This window comes from Larkinella sp. VNQ87 (genome assembly GCF_049445795.1).
Lineage (GTDB): Bacteria > Bacteroidota > Bacteroidia > Cytophagales > Spirosomataceae > Larkinella.
The window spans coordinates 129,675-144,905 of sequence record NZ_JBMSDT010000006.1; the positions used below are offsets into that span (position 1 = coordinate 129,675).

Here is a 15,231-nt window from a genome sequence, read left to right on the forward strand (position 1 = left end):
CACTATGAAATTTAGCGTTACTTTTTTCCTGTCGCTTCTTGCCCTTGTTCTGGTTACCGGTTCAGCTTTTTCGCAAACCATCCCGAAAGAGGAACTGATTTTTCTGACCTCCGAATGGAAAGGTGAACGCTTCCCTGACGGACGGCCTAAAATCCCGGACAATCTCATCGAGCGGGCCAAAAAAATCGGGATCGACGACGCCTGGACGGTCTTGAAAAATGAAGGCTATCTGAACCAGTTTGAAGGCGGCTGGAAATACATCCACGACGACGTGGTGATTGCCGGGCGGGCCGTAACGGCCATGTTCATGCCCAGCCGCCCCGATGTGGAGAAAAACATCAAAGACCGGGGCATCAGCAAGCAGGGCCGCAAAGGCAACACGAACACCTGGCCGATCGAAACCCTTACGAAAGGCGATGTCTACGTGGCCGACGGTTTCGGGAAAATCGGGGGCGGCACACTCGTCGGGGCCACGCTGGGCAACGCCATTTTCAGCAAAACCGGCAACGGCGTGGTCTTCAACGGAGCCGCTCGCGATTTGCAGGAGTTGCAGAACATCAAGGGTTTCAACGCCTTCGTGCGGGATTTTCACCCGTCGTTTCTGGAAGAAATGGTGCTGATGGGCCTGAACAGCCCGATTCGGATGGGCAACACGATGGTGCTGCCCGGCGATTTGGTGATTGCGCAGCGGGAAGGCGTTCTGTTTGTTCCGGCGCACATGGCCGAGCAGGTCGTCACGACCTGCGAATTTGTGACCCGCAAGGATCAGTTTGGCTTTGAAATGGTGAAGTCCAACCGCTACACGACCGGCCAGATCGACAGCCAGTGGACCGATGACATCAAAACCGAGTTTCTGATATGGCTCGGCCAGCACCCCGAACTCGGCACCATGACCCGCGCGGAACTGGACAAAGTAATGAGCAAACGAACGTGGTGAAATGGCATAGGGGTAAGGGCATGGGGCAGAGGGTAATGGTTCAAAGAAGCTCTTTTGCCCTACCACCAATACTTACCACACCAAGCCCTCTGCCCTTACCCCTCTGCCCCTTGCCCTCTGCCCCATGACCGACCAAACCAAAGAAATTCTCCGCCGGGCGGCTTCGTTTTGTGCCTATCAGGAACGGACGCAGCGGGAAGTGCGTGAGCGGCTGAACGAATGGGACGTGTACGGCGACGAAGCCGAGGAAATCATCGCCTGGCTGATCGAAAACAATTACCTGAACGAGGAGCGGTTTGCCAAAACCTTTGCGGGCAGCAAGTTCCGGGTCAAACGCTGGGGAAAACAGAAGATCAAGCAACACCTGAAACAGCGCGGCATCACTGGTTACAACCTCGACCAGGCCATGAAGGAAATCGAAACGGACGACTACCGCCAGACGCTGATTGATTTGCTGGAAAAGAAAAGACGGACTTTGAAGGAAGAAAATCCGCTGGTTCTAAAGCAGAAGCTCATTCGGTACGCTATCGGCAAAGGCTACGAAAGCGACTTGATCTGGTCGGTGTTGGGCGCGGAGGAGTAAGAGCAAATACGGTTTTTCTTGCTACCAAAACTAAAAGCCCGACGAAAACCGCCGGGCTTTTAGTTAGCATTTGACAAGGGAATCGCTTAAAAATCAGCGTCGAATGTGATTTTTTGTTCTTCTTTTTCTTTCGTGGAGCCCATCACGCCCGCTTTCTGGTATTCGCCGACGCGCTTCTCGAAGAAGTTCGTTTTGCCTTGCAGCGAAATCATGTCCATGAAGTCGAAGGGGTTCGTCGAATTGTAGATTTTGTTCAACCCAAGCGACACCAGCAGGTGGTCGGCCACAAACTCGATGTACTGGTTCATCAGATCGGCGTTCATCCCGATGAGCGAAACCGGCAGCGCATCCGTGACAAATTCCTGCTCGATGCTGACGGCGTCCCGGATGAGCGTGTAGACGCTTTCTTCCGGCAGCTTGTTTTTGATGTGCTCAGTGTAGAGCAGGCAGGCAAAGTCGCGGTGAAGCCCTTCGTCGCGCGAAATCAGCTCGTTCGAGAACGACAACCCCGGCATCAGGCCGCGCTTTTTCAGCCAGAAAATCGAGCAGAACGAACCCGAGAAGAAAATGCCTTCCACGGCCGCAAACGCCAGCAGCCGCTCGACAAACGAACCGTTTTCGATCCACCGCATGGCCCAGTCGGCTTTCCGCTTCACGCACGGAATGGTGTCGATGGCCCGCAGCATTTTGTCTTTCTCCGTCGGGTTTTTAATGTAAGTATCGATCAGCAACGAATAGGTTTCCGAGTGGATATTTTCCATCATGATCTGGAAACCGTAAAAGCATTTGGCCTCGGCGTACTGCACCTGCGAGAGAAAACCGACGGCCAGGTTCTCGTTAACAATCCCGTCGGAAGCGGCAAAAAACGCCAGCACGTGTGAGATAAAATGCCGTTCGCCATCGTTCAGGTTTTCCCAGTCGCGCTGGTCCTGCGAAAGGTCAATTTCTTCGGCGGTCCAGAACGACGCTTCATGCTGTTTGTACATTTTCCAGATGTCGTGGTGCCGGATCGGAAACAGAACAAACCGGAGCGGGTCTTCCTGCAAAATGGGTTCGAGTGCTTCAGCTTGAGCCATGATGTATCGAATAACGTGTGTGATTGACAAAAAGTGAATTAACAAAGTTACCGGCTTTCGGCAGGAATGCAACCGAAAAATTACGGGATGAAAGTGACCGCTCAACTGCTTCTCGATTAACTACATAGCTATCAAACAGTTGTTGAATTTGAGCTAAAATAAGTTCTTAGAAATCTGCTAAAATTTGATTTTTGCATTGAAAAACAGTCATTTGTAGCGCCATCTCGATTTTTGGAATTGTTTTATGTCCCCAATGCGCGTGTCCAGTTCCCCACCGGTGAGTGCCGTGATGATTACGTATAATTCTGCCCGTATCCTGCCGGACGTTTTAAAAGCGTTGACGTGGTGCGACGAGGTTGTCGTGGTCGATTCGGGCAGTACGGATCAGACGCTGGCGATTGCCCAGCGGTTTGGTTGCCGGGTGCTCCACCGCGATTTCGACGGGTTTGGTACGCAGAAAGGCTACGCCGTCTGTCAGGCCCGTAACCCCTGGGTGCTGGTGGTGGATGCCGACGAGGTGGTGACCGACGAACTGCGCGCGGAAATCCAGCAGCGGCTGGCGGATGTGGAAGCCGGGAAGTTGAACGTTCGCGGGTTTGAAGTGCCCATTTCGCTCATTTTTCTGGGCCGACTCATGCGGTACGGGGGCGAATACAAAATGCCCCACCTGCGGCTGTTCGATAAGCGGTTTGGTAACTACAACACCGCCCGGGTTCACGAAGACGTGGTGCTGAACGCCCCGGTTGGCAGGCTCACGCACCATATGCTGCACGACAGTTACGGCAGCCTGCACGAATACTTCGAGAAGTTCAACCGGTACACCACCGCCGGAGCCCGCGATCTGCAAAGCCGGGGCAAGCGCGGCTCGGTCGTGCAGGTGGTTTTCCGGCTTCCGCTGACGTTTTTGAAGGAGTACGTGATCAAGCAAAATTTCCGGAACGGTTATCCCGGTTTTGTCTGGTCGCTGTTCTCGGCCATGTACCCGGTGGTGAAGTATGCCAAGCTGCGGGAGTTCCAGCGGAAATAAACTTGAACGACCGGTTTTTTTGAGTCCTATTCTGGGCGGTTTTTCCTTCGACCGGTGACTGATCGATCGGTTTTTCTCTTTGTTAACTAAAGGGATTCTTTTGCCATTCCCTGATTATCAGCTTATTAAGTTTACTGTTAAAAATAAATTAAGCCGCATCATTGACAGCAATGCTACTTTTACTTTGTTTTACAAAGTTCTTTTAAATGAATAAACAATGAACACACCTTTCACAGCGACGACAAGCAAATTGCCCTTGTCCTCCCGGACGAATCAGCCAGCCAGGCACCTAACCAATGTACCGGTAACCCCCGACCCGTGGGCGGTTTTCAGGAAACCCTCGTTTCGCTGGGGGCTGCTGGCCGTGGCACTTTCCGCGCTGGTTTTTGCGGGATATGACTGGTATATCGCCCGGCACGGCGCTCAACAGCACCTGCCTCTGTTTGTGTTTCACTATGGTCTGGCAATTGCCTGTACCCTTGGGTTGTGGATGAAGAACGAGCTAAATTTTTCTAAAGCACAACCCGAAGAGGGTCGCCCTGCCAGGATGCTCCTGTTGGTTTTGTGGCTCATCAGCGCCTATGCGCTGAACCGCATGATCCCGGTTTTTCAGGAATCAGTGCTGTGGCTGAAAGGTTTCCTGGTGTTGGCCGGGCTGCTTATGATTGGCGTTGCCTGGCTCGATACGCTGCCGGTCCGGGGGCAGCAGGCATTGACGTTTGGCCTGGCGCTGGTGTGGTGCCTGTTTTTCTACCAAACCCTGTATGTAGCTCCGTTTTACCATATCGGTGCTTTTGGAATCATTGTGCTTGGCATCGGTGGTCATCTTTTCATTCCCCTGTTGCTTACCATCGTCCTGGGCCGCATTCTCCGGCGAAGCTGGCGGGAACACGAACACCGGCGACCGACCATTGTGGCCGGGATTTTCGTAGCATTAGCCGTCGCGGGCTGGTTTGTGTACCGATGGATGCAGGTCGATAACCAGATTCGCTACACGGCCAACGCCGTCATCACCCGCAAAGACGACGAACTCCCGACCTGGGTGTTGCTGGCGCAACAGCTTCCGACCGACTGGGTAACCGAGCGTTACCTGAAAACCGGGGCGATTTACGACCAGGCAGGATTCAGCAGCAGCCGGGTTTTCGGGCGGCAGGAAGAACTGAAACGGCATGATCCCCTGGTGTTTATCGCAACCCTTTTCCGAACACCAGCGGAATCGACCAGCGCAGATGCTACCAAATTGCTGACAACGCTCTACGGGTCCCGGCACGTGGGCGAAGAAAGGCTTTGGTCCGGTACGCACCTGCGAACGAGCAACGTGCTCACACAGAGTCGACTGTACCCTGAATACCGCCTGGCGTATACCGAAAAAACGCTGTTCATCAAAAACAGGGGGCCTCTTCAGGAAGAAGCGTTGTACACCTTTCATTTGCCGGAAGGGTCGGTGGTCACGTCGCTGTCGTTGTGGATCAACGGACGGGAGGAAAAAGGCATTCTGACCACGAAAGCCAAAGCTGACACGGCCTACCGAACGGTTGTGGGCGTCGAACGGCGCGATCCGTCGGTGGTCCACTGGCGCGAAGGAAACCGCATCTCGTTGCGGGTGTTTCCCTGTTTGCCCAATGAAGAGCGGCAGGTGAAAATCGGGATTACATCACCGCTGCGGCTCGAAAACCGTCTGGGTAAGCCTTCGCAACTTGTGTACGAAAATCCCTGGTTCGAAGGGCCCGATGGCCGGGGTGCGACTGAAACCGTCAAGCTCGAATTCAGCCAAAAACCGCAGGGGCTCGACTTGCCGGAATTTCTCAAACCCGGCTGGTTCGAAAAACCGGTCGAGCGGCAAGTGCTCAGCGAGTCGACCTACCAGCCGGTCTGGGCGATCCGATTCGAGGCTCCGGCGCTGGCGAAAGGCGGCTTCTCATTCGATGGCAATACGTACCAACTCCAGTCCGCCCGGCAACAACTGGAACCCTTCAATCCGAAGGCGCTTTATCTGGATCTGAATCAAACCTGGACCGAAGCCGAACTGGATCAGGTTTTTAGCCTGGCCGGAAACTGCCCGATCTGGGTGTACGACGAAGGCCTGGTCCGGCTGACTGAATCGAACCGCACCGAGTTGACGGAAAAACTCCTGCAGCAGCGGTTTAGCGTCTTTCCGTTCTATCGCATTCCCGACCCGGCTTCGGCCTTGTTGATTACCAAAGATGCCGAAATCGGGCCGCACCTGATGGATTTAGTGGGTAGTTCGTACGCGCAGTATATTGACAATCAGTTCACCAACGGACCTGCCTTGCGGACGTTCTGCCTCGCAAAACCGTCGGCTTTGACCAAAACCCTGACTGAACTGGGGATTCTGCAAACCGATGTTGGCACCGTTGCGGAATTGGAAATGCTCGTCCGGCAACAGCGGTTTGTGGCTTCGTCGATGACAGACCAGTCGGTTCTGCTGGCTCAGTCGGGCGTCCGGATTACGCGCACGGCGGCTGGCGGCCAACCGGTTCTGTCCGAAAAACCAGCCCCGGATCATGTGTTCCGCTTATTTGCCTACAACCATCTGCTGAAGCAGATCGGGCGACAGTATTTTTTGAAGGATCAGTTCAGGGAAGAACACATCACGGAAGCCCTTCAGGCCAATATTGTGTCGCCGGTATCAAGCCTGCTGGTGTTGGAAACGCAGAAAGATTACGACCGGTTTGGGATCAAAAAACCGCAGTCGGGGCTGGACAACGCAACGCTTAAAAACACCGGGGCCGTTCCCGAACCGCACGAGTGGGCGTTGTTGGGGCTGTTTGCCATTTGGGTCCTGTATAGCTGGCGAAAAGGACGGTATGTGGGCTTTTGACCTGACGTTCGGACTGGCGCTGGCGCTGGCGGGGTACGTCCTGCTGACGCCCGCCCGTCGCCGGTGGACGGTTTTGCTGGGCGGGTTGTTGCTGGCGTCGCCGGGTCTGCGCTGGCTTATGACGGTTTTCGGGTTCCCGATCCGGCTGCAACTGAGTGCCTGGGTGGTGGCTTTGCTGCAATGCTTGCGTACTGACGCGCAGGCTAACGGGAACCTGATTCGGCTGAACGGAACAGATTTCGCCGTCGATCCGGCCTGCATGGGGCTGCAAATGACCGGGATGTCGGCGCTTGCGGGCTTGTTCCTGGTGATTCACCTGGAAAACCGGACGCGGACGCGCCTGGCCGTGGGCTGGCTGTTGCTGGTGGCGGTGGGAATCGCAGCCTTGATCCTGCTGACCAATCTGCTGCGAATTCTGACGCTGGTGCTGTTCCGGATTGCGCCCGACGATCCGCTGCACGATGTGGTCGGGCTGGTCTGTCTGGCGGTTTATCTGCTGGCTCCGGTCAGTTTCGGCCTGCGCGGGCTGTACGCCAGGTTCGGGAATCCGTTGCCGCCGGATTCGGAGCTGGCCTGGCAACGGCTGGCCTTGCTGTACGGTTTTATGGCCCTGGCCGGGTTTGGCGTGGTTCACCGCAGCCAGCCCGACGCACCGGTTCGGGTGTCTGTTCCGGATGGGTACACGGAAAAACAAGTGGAAGGCGGTTTTCGGCAATACAGCAAACTGGGTTTACTGGTCTACGTGAAACCGCTGCGGACGGCTTACAGCGCCGAACACAGCCCGACGGTTTGCTGGCGGGGCAGTGGCTACGAGTTCGGAGCGATCCAGGAAAAGAAGATCGGCGGTCGGCGGGTATACATGGGTTCGTTGCAGCGGGGGTGTGAGCGGTTGTACACGGCATGGTGGTTTACGAACGGAGCACACCGCACCACCGGCCAGCTCGATTTCCGCTGGCGGATGCTCCGGGGCGAACCGGCGTTTGCGTTAATAAACGTGACAGCTTCCCGGCCCGATGCGTTGGCGAAAGCCGTGCGGGTTTGGTATTGATTTGGATAGAATTTGGGGTAAATTTTAGATGCCAAACCGGTAGGGACACGTTGTTCTCTACCGGTTTTTTTAGTTTGGCCTACTCATACCATTGAACCATTTCGGCCCTAAGGCGTTACTACAGGTTATTGAGTTTCGTTTTTAGAAGCAGGACCGAGGAGCTTCTCCGGTCTGTCAAAGTATGAAGCACTTTACCTGTAAACACTGCGGAGAACCGGTTTATTTTGAGCAAAGCCGGTGTCCGACGTGTGAATATCCCCTCGGTTTCCTGGCCGACCAACTGGAACTGCTGCCGCTGGTTGCGCTGGAAACCGATATCTTTCAGGTGTACGGACAGGGCGAAACGCGTTACCGGTATTGCGCCAATCACCAATACGGGGTCTGCAACTGGCTGGTGGAAGACGGCGCGAAATCCCGGTATTGCGATGCCTGCCAGCTAAACCGCACCATCCCGAACCTGAGCAAACCGGAGTACCTGGCACGCTGGAAAGCCATCGAAACCGCCAAACACCGGCTGATTTACTCGCTCCGGCGCATGAATCTGCCACTGATCGGCAAAGCGGTCGATCCCGACAACGGCCTTTCCTTCGATTTTCTGGCCGACGGCACGCAGCGACGGGTCCGGACGGGCCATATGCGGGGTCTGATTACGATCAACATCGTGGAAGCCGACGACATCGAGCGCGAAATGACCCGCCAGAAGATGGACGAGCCTTACCGAACGGTTTTAGGCCACTTTCGGCACGAAATCGGGCATTATTACTGGGATCGGCTGATTCGGGGCACAGAACGAATTGACGCCTACCGCGAGCTGTTCGGCGACGAACGCCAGAGCTACAAGGACGCCCTGAAACACCACTACCAGCAGGGACCACCGGCGGGCTGGAACCTCAACTACATCAGCGCCTACGCCACTGCCCACCCTTGGGAAGACTGGGCCGAAACCTGGGCGCACTACCTGCACATTCTGGATACGCTCGAAACCGCCTACGCCTTTGGGCTGAGTGTGCAGTTTCAGGCGGTGGTCGATGCGATGAGCGTCGTGCGCGAGGAAAAAATCGATCCCTACGACCCCGAAGATTTCAAGACGTTGATGGATTTGTGGGGGCCGTTGTCGTTTGCCATGAACAACCTGAACCGCAGCATGGGCCACCGCGATCTATACCCATTCGTCATTCCACCCGGCGTCATGGAAAAGCTGAGCTTTATCCACCGAATCTGTTACGAAGCCCGGCGGAAGTGATTTCCTGCCCCCACAACCTGAAGAGCAGGGCTGTTAAGTGCTTGTGTAATGATTATCACACAGTGACAGTTTCCAAGCTTTTTTCACCCCCAACCCCCTAAAGGGGGCTTATTGATCCAGATGCTTAAGCCCCCTTCAGGGGGTTGGAGGTAATTTACACCGTTAGTCGCCGGTAAACGCCTTCTTCCAACTCTAGCAGATCATGGTGGGTGCCGCGCTCGACGATCTCGCCGTTTTGCACTACCAGAATCTCGTCGGCGTGTTGAATCGTGCTGAGTCGGTGGGCGATCACGAGCGTCGTGCGGTTGGCCATGAGCCGGGTCAGGGCTTCCTGCACCAACTTTTCCGACTCGGTATCCAGGGCCGAGGTGGCTTCGTCCAGAATCAGAATCGGCGGATTTTTCAACACCGCCCGGGCGATGCTGATCCGTTGCCGCTGCCCACCCGACAACCGACCACCCCGGTCGCCGATGACGGTCTGGTAGCCGTCGGGCTGGGCCATGATGAAGTCGTGGGCGTTGGCAATTTCGGCGGCCCGCATCACCTCTTTTTCCGTCGCCTGGCTGCCAAAGGCGATGTTGTTGAAAATCGTGTCGTTGAACAGAATGCTTTCCTGCGTGACAATGCCCATCAGGTTCCGCAGCGACTGCATCGTGCAATCGCGCAGGTCGACGCCGTCGATCAGAATCCGGCCCGCCGTGGGGTCGTAGAAACGCGGAATCAGGTCGGCGATGGTCGATTTGCCGCCCCCCGACGACCCGACGAGCGCGATGGTTTTGCCTTTCCGGAGTGTAAAACTGACATTTTTCAGTACCGGTCGGTCGGGCTGGTAGGCAAAAGAAACGTTCTGAACCTCAATATGTTGGTGAAAACCGGGTAGGGCCTGGGCGTTCGGTTTGTCCTGAACCGCCGGGACGGTGTCGATCAGTTCGAGCACCCGCTCGCCCGACGCAATGCCGCGCTGCGAACCACTGAAGGCGTTGGAAATCTCCTTGGCCGGGCGCGTCACCTGTGAGAAAATGGCAATAAACGTGATGAAGTCCGAGGCCGAAAGATCCGATTGATTGGTCAGCACGAGCGAACCGCCGTAGAGCAGAATGATGGCGACCACCGTGACGCCCATGAATTCGGAGAAGGGCGAGGCCAGTTCGCGCCGGTTCGCCAGCGCCTGTACCGACTGTCGGTAGCCTTCGTTTTCGGTCCGGAATTTTTCGGTCACAAACGGTTCGGCGTTGAAGCCTTTCACGACCCGCATGCCGCCGAACGTTTCGTCGAGCAAGCTCAGCATCCCGCTCAGACGTTGTTGCCCGGCCTGCGCGTCGCGCTTCATCCGCCGGACGAGCATGGCAATAAAACCGCCCGAAATCGGGATAACCAGCAGGGCGAAAAACGTGAGATTGGCCGAGAGCGTAAACAAGGTGATGACGTAGGCCACGAGCAGAAAAAGCTCTTTAGAAGCCGCCGACAGGCTGTTGGCGATGGAATTTTCGACCTCCTGCACGTCGGTCAGGATGCGGGCGATGAGGTTGCCCTTGCGTTCGTTCGAGAAAAAGCCGAGGTGCAACTGAACGGCTTTCGTAAAAACCGTCTCGCGCAACCGGGCGACCATCCGCGCCTTGAAGGCTTCGAGTTGCCGGACCGACAAATATTTGAACAGATTGTTGAGCATCACCGACGCGACGATGACGGCGCAGACAAACTGCAACGCGCCGAGTTTGCCGTTTTCCCGGAAAAAAAGCGCGAAATAGTACTGAAAAATGTCCGTGGGCGAGGTGTCGAGGGAGAGCGTGGGCGCGGGCCGATTCAAAACCGCCTGCAACTTCGCCGGGTCCATTTGGTCGAACAAAACATTCAGCAGTGGAATCAGCAACGTGAAGTTCAATACCCCAAACAGGCTGGCTAACAGCGATGTAACCAGAAAAGGTGCCAGAAAGCTGCCGAGCGGCCGGGCGTATGAAAGTAAGCGAAAATAGGTTTTCATCTGTTGCAAAGATAACTATGATTACAGTGATGTGGATGATGAACCATGATTCAATTACTATGGCACCGTATCCTCGGTGAAATTGGATGCCTAACGATTTTAGGTATATTGTCTTTATGTGTATACTTGCAGTATGAACAGCAACCAACAGTTACTTAAGGGCAGTTTGTCCGTCATAATCCTGAAACTGCTGGAGGAACGGGAGCGCATGTACGGCTACGAAATCACGCAGAAAGTGAAGGCCTTGACGGAGGGGCAGATGACCATTACGGAGGGCGCGCTCTACCCGGCTTTGCACAAACTCGAAGCCGAGGGCCTGCTGACGACCGAAACCGAGGTGGTGGAAGGCCGGACGCGGAAGTATTACTCGCTGACTAAAGACGGCCATACCGAAGCCGCCGGACGGATTTCGGAGCTGAGCCTGATGCTGGAAAATCTGCAACGGTTATTGACTTTAAAACCGGCTTTGTAACATGGCCCTGACGACCGACCAACTAACCGCCATCGACCGCCATTTGCGGAAAGAAAACTGGCTGATCAACGAAGCGCTGATTGCTGAACTGACCGATCATTACGCCAACGGCATTGAGGAGCGTCTAGCTGCGGGCATGCCGTTTGAGCTGGCGTTGAGCGACATACACCAGAGCTTTGGCGGCCGAAAGGGGCTGCTGAAAATGGAAGAAGAATTTGCCGCGCAAGCCTTTCAGGCTCCCATTGACGCTTTCTGGAAGCACCTGAAAACATACGCTGCCTGGCCGAAAGTGTTGGTGCCCGTCCTGGTGTTTGGCTTTGTTTTTCAAGGACATGGACATCCGGTTTTGCTGGAAAGGCTGATGCTGGCCGTTGGGATTGTGACAGGTATCAGGGTCTGCTTCGTCATTTATCTGTTTTTCCGGCTAAATGCCTGGGGCAAACAAAGCAAACTCCCATTTGTCCGGAAGATTTCGCATATCAACGCATTGTCGTTCTGGTATTTTATGCTGCTAAACCGGTTGGAATCGGGCAATGCGGTTTGGCAATGCCTGTTTTTAGCCGTATGGCTCATGGAATTCATCTGCACACTGGATTTGCTCTGGTCTGATCAAAATTTTCGGAAACTGGTTCGTCTGAGTTAATCCCTGCTCATCATGCTAACTTCCCACCAACTGAACACGCTTCGCCACGACCTACGCATGCTGGCGCATATCGAATACGAAGAAGTCGAGAACGAATTGCTCGACCACTATGCCACGCTCACCGAGCAGAAAATGGCCGACGGGCAAACATTCGAGCAGGCTAGTTATCTGGCCTGGAAAGCCTTAGGTGAAGGCGCTGGTTTGCAGAAGATTCAGGAAGATTTTGTTGCAAACATTCAGCAGCAAGTTGCTCGTCGGCATTGGGAACTGGTCAAAAGCTATTTCCGCTGGCCTGCCATCGTCACGACTCTGTTGCTGTGCGGATTGGTCTATCTGCTATCACATACCTTGTCTTACCTGGGCGTCTATCTGATGACCTCAGGGCTATTTGTCACGCCGGGACTCATTCTGCTGTATGCGGTTTTTCAGAAAGACCATCGCCATGCGGATGCTCGGAAAATTGTGTGGCAATACATGAATAGCCGTGCCAATTTGCCCATGATGTTTATACAGTTGACGAACATAATCAGTGCCTCGTTAGATGAAGAAGCCCGGTCAACGGCCATTTATCAGTCGTATCCCGCTGTATTCATGGGGTTGAATTGCGTCCTTTTGGTGTATGGGTTAACCTTTCTGCAACTCTACCGCGAGAAGTTTTCATACAAAACTGCCTGACGTACCCACGGACTTTAGTCCGTGTGAGTTAGTATAACCATTAAGTTGGTATTAACTTATGGATTATCGAAGCTCACCCGGACTAAAGCCTGCGCGGCCCGGTCCGTGGGTACGTTAAAATTCCGTTGCGGCTACAACGATATGGCGCGGTTTTGACGTTATTTGTAGCGTACAACCTTGTAACTACACCATGCAGTATCGTTATCTGGCGGTCGGCCTCCTGCTGACGCTTGTTTCCTGCGGAGAAATTTCGCCCAGTTCGTCTTCCGACCGGTTTTCGACCACGCCGGACAAATTCCCGGTGCAAGCGGGACAAGTGGATGAAGCCTCGGGCATCGCGGCCAGCCGCACGATGGACGGTCGCCTGTGGGTGCAGGAAGACAGCGGAACGCCCGCCCAGATCAACCTCATGACCACCGATGGAAAGCTCGAAAAGCGGTTTCCGCTGCCGGGCATCAACAACCGCGACTGGGAAGACCTGGCCATCGGCCCCGGCCCGCAGGACGGCGTTTCGTACCTCTACCTGGCTGACATCGGCGATAATTTCAAGCAAAATCAGGAAAGTTATATTTACCGGTTTCCAGAACCGAAAAACACCAACGAAACCATCAGCGGCATCGAACGGATTAGTTTCCGGTATCCCGACGGCCCGCGCGACGCCGAAGCCATTCTGCTCGATGCCCAGACCCGCGATCTGTGGATTGTGAGCAAAAGCGAAGAAAAAGTGCGGCTCTACCGGTTACCGTATCCGCAAAGCACTGCCGACGTGAAAACCGCTGATTACTACGGCGAATTGCCGCTCAACCTGATTACGGGCGGAAGTATGTCGTCCGACGGCAAAGACATTCTGTTAAAATCGTACCTCGGAACGTATTACTGGCGACGGAACGACGGGCAATCCGTTGCCGACGCCATGCAGAAAACCGCTGCGAAAACGTTGGCCAGTGAAGCCCTGGGCATTCAGGGAGAAGCCATCTGTTTTGATCGAAACAACAACGGGTACTACACCCTGCCCGAAAAAGGGAACCAGTCGTCGGTAACTTTGAATTACTACAAACGGTTATAGGGCTGCGGGAGTAGGGGTTGCTCCCGATTTGCTCGTTAGCCATCTTTTCCGTGTCAAAAACTGCTGCTGTTATTGGAGCCGGTATCGCCGGTATTGCCACCGCCATTCGGCTGGCGGTCAAAGGGTTTCAGGTCGATGTGTTCGAAGCCAACACCTACCCCGGCGGGAAGCTATCGGGTTTTGAGCAGGAAGGCTTCCGGTTTGATGCCGGGCCGTCGCTGTTTACGATGCCACAATTGGTCGAAGACCTGTTTCGACTGGCCGGGCGCAACCCCCAGGATTATTTTGAATACATCCGCCTGGACGAAACCTGTCGGTATTTCTGGGACGACGGTACGCGCCTAACCGCCTGGGCCGATCGGCAGCGTTTCGCCCGGGAGGTGGAAACGCAGCTCGGCGAATCGGCCAGCCACCTGCTGGACCACCTGGACGACAGCGCCACCAAATACAGCATCACCGAAAAACTGTTTCTGCACCGATCGCTGCACAAGCTGTCGACCTGGTTCAATCGCGATGCCCTGCATGGTTACCTGAACCTGCCGAAGCTGGAGGTGTTCAAAACCATGAACCGGGCCAACGAACAGCGGTTTCGGCACCCGAAGCTGGTGCAGTTGTTCAACCGCTACGCCACCTATAACGGCTCCGACCCGTACCAGACGCCCGCGACGCTGAACATCATTCCCCACCTGGAATACAACATCGGTACGTTTTTCCCGAAAGCCGGCATGATCGGCATTACCAACAGCCTGGTCCGGCTGGCCGAAGACCTCGGCGTGCGGTTTCATTTCAACGCGCGGGTGACCGAGATCGTCACGGACAAAAACCGGGTGGTGGGGGTGGTGGCAGAGGGCAGGGGGCAGAGGGCAGGGGGAGGAGGGCAGATGGCGGAGGATTTGGGGTTTGGAGCGGCTGATGCATCTCTTTCTCCCGACCCTTCGCCCGCTGTTCATTCCCCTCTGCCCTCTGCCCCATGCCCTCTGCCCTACGACATCGTTGTGTCGAACATGGACGTGGTGAGTACGTTTCGGAAACTGTTGCCCAACGCCCGGCAGCCGGAGCGGATTTTACGGCAACCGAAGTCGAGTTCGGGTTTGATTTTTTACTGGGGCATCCGCCGGGAATTTCCGGAATTGGGGCTGCACAATATTTTTTTCAGCAACGATTACCGGGCTGAGTTCGACGCCCTGTTTCAGCGGAAAACGCTGTTCGACGACCCGACGGTTTACCTCAACATCACCTCCAAACACAAACCGGACGATGCGCCACCCGGCTGCGAAAACTGGTTCATCCTGATCAACGCGCCGAACAACGAGGGGCAGGACTGGGAGGCACTGATTGCGAAAACCCGGCAGAACGTAATCCGGAAACTGAGCCATAACCTGGACGTGGATGTAGAACCGCTGATTGCCTGCGAATCCATTCTGGACCCCCGCAGCATCGAAGCCCGGACCTCCAGTTCGCAGGGGGCGTTGTACGGTAACAGTTCCAACAACCGGTTTGCGGCTTTTCTGCGACACGCCAACTTTTCGCACGAGTTTCGGAATCTTTACTTTGTCGGCGGCAGTGTACATCCGGGGGGCGGTATTCCGCTGTGCCTGTTGTCGGCCAAAATTGCCACGGACTTGATCTAGCCTGTCT

Annotated in this window: 13 protein-coding genes; 11 read left to right on the plus strand and 2 right to left on the minus strand. The window is 55.1% G+C overall.

The annotated features are described in order from the left end of the window. The first annotated feature begins 4 nt into the window (after positions 1-4). Positions 5-937 (plus strand): RraA family protein, encoded by a 933-nt coding sequence (locus ACO2Q8_RS11830; RefSeq protein ID WP_423345018.1) that lies wholly within the window; start codon positions 5-7, stop codon positions 935-937. A 124-nt stretch (positions 938-1,061) separates the two neighbouring features. Beyond that, positions 1,062-1,520 (plus strand): regulatory protein RecX, encoded by a 459-nt coding sequence (locus ACO2Q8_RS11835; protein ID WP_423345019.1) that lies wholly within the window; start codon positions 1,062-1,064, stop codon positions 1,518-1,520. Positions 1,521-1,606: 86 nt separating this feature from the next. Here ACO2Q8_RS11835 and ACO2Q8_RS11840 read toward each other — a convergent pair whose 3' ends face one another. Further along, positions 1,607-2,596 carry a ribonucleoside-diphosphate reductase small subunit gene (locus ACO2Q8_RS11840; RefSeq protein WP_423345020.1) on the minus strand — a complete coding sequence of 330 codons (990 nt, stop codon included), beginning with the start codon at positions 2,594-2,596 and terminating at the stop codon, positions 1,607-1,609. A 253-nt stretch (positions 2,597-2,849) separates the two neighbouring features. Here ACO2Q8_RS11840 and ACO2Q8_RS11845 point away from each other — a divergent pair, with 253 nt between their 5' ends. From ACO2Q8_RS11845 to ACO2Q8_RS11860, 4 genes are all read left to right on the plus strand, one after another. Then, positions 2,850-3,623 carry a glycosyltransferase family 2 protein gene (locus ACO2Q8_RS11845; protein ID WP_423345021.1) on the plus strand — a complete coding sequence of 258 codons (774 nt, stop codon included), beginning with the start codon at positions 2,850-2,852 and terminating at the stop codon, positions 3,621-3,623. Between the two features lie 217 nt (positions 3,624-3,840). Continuing rightward, positions 3,841-6,465, plus strand: coding sequence for an XrtN system VIT domain-containing protein (locus ACO2Q8_RS11850; protein ID WP_423345022.1), 2,625 nt, complete (start codon positions 3,841-3,843; stop codon positions 6,463-6,465). Next, complete coding sequence (gene xrtN, locus ACO2Q8_RS11855; RefSeq protein WP_423345023.1) at positions 6,452-7,513, plus strand: exosortase N; 1,062 nt, start codon at positions 6,452-6,454, stop codon at positions 7,511-7,513. Before ACO2Q8_RS11850 ends, xrtN begins: the two co-directional genes overlap by 14 nt. A gap of 181 nt (positions 7,514-7,694) precedes the next feature. After that, a complete protein-coding gene (locus ACO2Q8_RS11860) occupies positions 7,695-8,756 on the plus strand; it encodes a zinc-binding metallopeptidase family protein (RefSeq protein ID WP_423345024.1) in 1,062 nt (353 codons plus the stop codon). Positions 8,757-8,910: 154 nt separating this feature from the next. Here ACO2Q8_RS11860 and ACO2Q8_RS11865 read toward each other — a convergent pair whose 3' ends face one another. Further along, on the minus strand, positions 8,911-10,737 hold the full coding sequence (locus ACO2Q8_RS11865) for an ABC transporter ATP-binding protein (RefSeq protein ID WP_423345025.1): 1,827 nt from the start codon (positions 10,735-10,737) through the stop codon (positions 8,911-8,913). A gap of 133 nt (positions 10,738-10,870) precedes the next feature. Here ACO2Q8_RS11865 and ACO2Q8_RS11870 point away from each other — a divergent pair, with 133 nt between their 5' ends. From ACO2Q8_RS11870 to ACO2Q8_RS11890, 5 genes are all read left to right on the plus strand, one after another. Continuing rightward, positions 10,871-11,209: a PadR family transcriptional regulator gene (locus ACO2Q8_RS11870; RefSeq protein ID WP_423345026.1), complete on the plus strand. Its 339-nt coding sequence runs from the start codon at positions 10,871-10,873 to the stop codon at positions 11,207-11,209. A 1-nt stretch (position 11,210) separates the two neighbouring features. Then, complete coding sequence (locus tag ACO2Q8_RS11875) at positions 11,211-11,852, plus strand: hypothetical protein (protein ID WP_423345027.1); 642 nt, start codon at positions 11,211-11,213, stop codon at positions 11,850-11,852. A gap of 12 nt (positions 11,853-11,864) precedes the next feature. After that, positions 11,865-12,527, plus strand: a complete 663-nt coding sequence (locus ACO2Q8_RS11880) for a hypothetical protein (protein ID WP_423345028.1) — start codon at positions 11,865-11,867, stop codon at positions 12,525-12,527. 190 nt (positions 12,528-12,717) lie between these two features. Continuing rightward, a complete protein-coding gene (locus ACO2Q8_RS11885; protein ID WP_423345029.1) occupies positions 12,718-13,593 on the plus strand; it encodes a PE-PGRS family protein in 876 nt (291 codons plus the stop codon). A 50-nt stretch (positions 13,594-13,643) separates the two neighbouring features. Then, a complete protein-coding gene (locus ACO2Q8_RS11890) occupies positions 13,644-15,224 on the plus strand; it encodes a phytoene desaturase family protein (protein ID WP_423345030.1) in 1,581 nt (526 codons plus the stop codon). Positions 15,225-15,231 lie beyond the last annotated feature (7 nt).